Here is a 3,086-nt window from a genome sequence, read left to right as displayed (position 1 = left end):
CCTGAAGGGGAAGTGGAGCAGCGGCTCGCGGCGATCTGGGCTGAAGTGTTGGGCGTGGCGCGCGTGGGCCGGCAGGACAACTTCTTCGAGCTGGGCGGCGACTCCATCCTGAGCCTGAAGGTGGTGGCACGCGCCCACAAGGCAGGCTTGCGCGCCAGCGCACGCCAGATGCTGGAATACCAGACCCTCTCCCGGTTGGCGCGGGCCGTGACGCTGGGTGACGCGCCGCAGGCGCCGGCCATTCCCGCGCTCAGGCCCGCGCAGCGCGCGGGCGGGCTGGCCCTTTCGCATGCCCAGTTGCGCCAGTGGTTCCTGTGGCAGATGGACCCGCAGAGCACGGCGTACCACATCAGCGGCGCCCTCATGCTGCACGGCGAGCTGGACGTGGCGGCCGTGCAGGCCGGCTTCGTGGCGCTGGTGCGGCGCCACGAGTCGCTGCGCACGGTGTTCCGTGCCGACGCGGACGGGTTGGCCCGGCAGGTCATTCGCGAGAGCGCCGACCTCGACTTCCGCCTGATCGACCTGGAGCGTTTCGCCGCGGGCGAGCGCGAATTGCGGGCGCGGGAAGCGGCGCAGGGCGTGAGCGGCACGGCGTTCGACCTGGGCGAAGGTCCGCTGCTGCGCGTGGGGCTGATCCGGCTGTCGCCGCGGGAGCACCTGCTGGTGGTGGTGATGCACCACATCGTCTCGGACGGGTGGTCGATGCAGATCCTCGTGCAGGAGCTCGTGGCGCAGTACCGGGCGCATGGACGGGGCGAGGCCGCGCCGTTGCAGCCGCTGCCGGTCCAGTACGCGGACTACGCGGTGTGGCAGCGCCGCTGGTTGGAGGCCGGGGAGGCGCAGCGGCAGCTCGCGTACTGGACGGCGCACCTGGGCGCCGAGCACCCGGTGCTGCAACTGCCCACCGACCATGCCAGGCGTGCCGACGGGCGCTACACCGCCGCGCGGCATGGCTTCGAGCTGCCGGCCGAGCTGGCCGGGCGCCTGCGCCGCCGGGTGCAGGGCCAGGGCGCCACGCTGTTCACGGCATTGCTCGCCGGCTTCCAGGTGCTGCTGGGCCAGTACACGGGGCAGCAGGACATCCGCGTGGGCGTGCCCATCGCCAACCGCCATCGCGTGGAAACCGAGGGCGTGGTGGGCTTCTTCGTGAACACGCAGGTGCTTCGCGCCGTGGTGGGCAACAGCGACACCCTGGAGCAGGTGCTGCGGCGCACGCAGGACGCGGCGCGTGATGCGCAGGCGTGCCAGGACTTGCCGTTCGAACAGCTCGTCGACGCCCTGCAGCCCGCGCGCAGCCTGGGCACCCATCCGTTGTTCCAGGTCGCGTTCAACCACCAGCGTGGCGACCTGAAGGCGCTGGAGCAACTGCCCGGCCTGACGCTGCGCGAGGTCGACCTCGGCGCGCAGGCGGCGCAGTTCGAGCTGACGCTGGACACGAGCGAAAGCCTGGACGGGCGGCTGGCGTGCAGCTTCGCCTACGCGGCGGAGCTGTTCGACGCCTCGACCATTGCGCGCATGGCCGGGCATTACGTGGCGGTGCTGCGCGCGCTGGCGGAGCAGCCCGCGCAGGCGGTGGGCGACGTGGTGCTGCCGGGCGAGGCCGAGCGGGCGCAACTGGCGGCATGGAGCCGATGCCGGCCGATGGCCCGCGGCGAGGCGCCGGTGCACGCGCTGGTCGAGCGGCATGCGGGCGCGAACCCGGATGCCGTGGCGCTGGTCTTCGGCGACCAGTGCCTGCGCTACGGCGAGCTCAACGCGCGAGCCAACCGGCTGGCGCACCGCCTGATCGCGCTGGGCGTGCGCCCGGAAACGAAGGTGGGCCTCGCCGTGGAGCGCTCCATCGAGATGGTGGTGGGCATCCTGGCGATCCTGAAGGCCGGTGGCGCCTATGTGCCGCTGGACCCGGCCTACCCGGCCGACCGCCTGGCTTACATGGTGGCCGACAGTGGCATCTCGCTGCTGCTGACGCAGCGCCCGGTGCGGGCGCAGGTGCCGGTGGTGGCGCCGCTGCAGGTGCTGGAGCTCGACGCCCTGGACCTGGCGAGCGAGCCCGACGCCGACCCCCGCGTGCCGGTGCATGCCGAGCATCTGGCCTACGTGATCTACACCTCCGGCTCCACGGGCCTGCCCAAGGGCGCGCAGCTGTGCCACCGCAACGTCACCCGGCTGCTGGAGGCGACCGAGCCGTGGTTCGGCTTCGGCGCGCAGGACACGTGGACCCTTTTCCATTCCTACGCCTTCGACTTCTCGGTGTGGGAGATCTTCGGGGCGCTGTGCACCGGGGGCCGGCTGGTGATCGTGCCGTTCTGGGTGAGCCGCTCGCCCGCGGATTTCCTGCAGCTGCTGCGAGAGCAACGGGTGACGGTGCTCAACCAGACCCCCTCGGCCTTCGGACAGCTCGCCAGCCTGGAGCAGGCGTACGACGACGCCGCCGAGCCGCTGGCGCTGCGCCTGGTGATCTTCGGCGGCGAGGCGCTGGAGCCGCAGCGGCTGCGCCGCTGGATCGAGCACCACGGCGAGGCGTGTCCGCAACTGGTCAACATGTACGGCATCACCGAGACCACGGTGCACGTGACCTACCGGCGCATCACCGCGGCGGACCTGGCGCAGCAGCGCAGCCCGGTGGGCGTGGCCATCCCGGACCTGGGGCTGCAGGTGCTCGATGCGCGGTTGAGCCCGGTGCCCATTGGCGTGGCCGGGGAGCTGTACGTCGCGGGGCAGGGGCTGGCGCGGGGCTACCTCCGCCGCGCGGGCCTGACGGCCGAACGATTCATTGCCACGGCGGGCGGGGAGCGGCTGTACCGCACGGGCGACCTGGTGCGCTGGAGTGCTGAAGGGCAGTTGGAATACCTGGGGCGCATCGACCACCAGGTGAAGGTGCGGGGTTTCCGTATCGAGCTGGGGGAGATCGAGGCGCAGTTGCTGTCGCAGCCCGAGTTGCGGGAGGCGGTGGTGGTGGCCGGCGAGGGGCCGGGCGGCACGCGGCTGGTGGGCTACGTGTCGCCCCAGCCGGGCCGGGCCATCGACGGCGCTGCGCTGCGCGAGCGGCTGGGCGCGGCCTTGCCCGACTACATGGTGCCCGGCGT

1 protein-coding gene is annotated in these 3,086 nt (G+C 72.3%); it reads left to right on the top strand.

Features of this window, described 5'->3' with window-relative positions:
• On the top strand, positions 1-3,086 hold a 3,086-nt coding region (locus tag ALA01S_RS30595; protein WP_157119418.1), incomplete at both ends, for a non-ribosomal peptide synthetase.

Origin of the sequence: Azohydromonas lata NBRC 102462, assembly GCF_001571085.1 — a bacterium.
GTDB classification, from domain to species: Bacteria; Pseudomonadota; Gammaproteobacteria; order Burkholderiales; family Burkholderiaceae_C; genus Azohydromonas; species Azohydromonas lata.
This window is presented reverse-complemented; position numbering and strand designations above follow the sequence as displayed.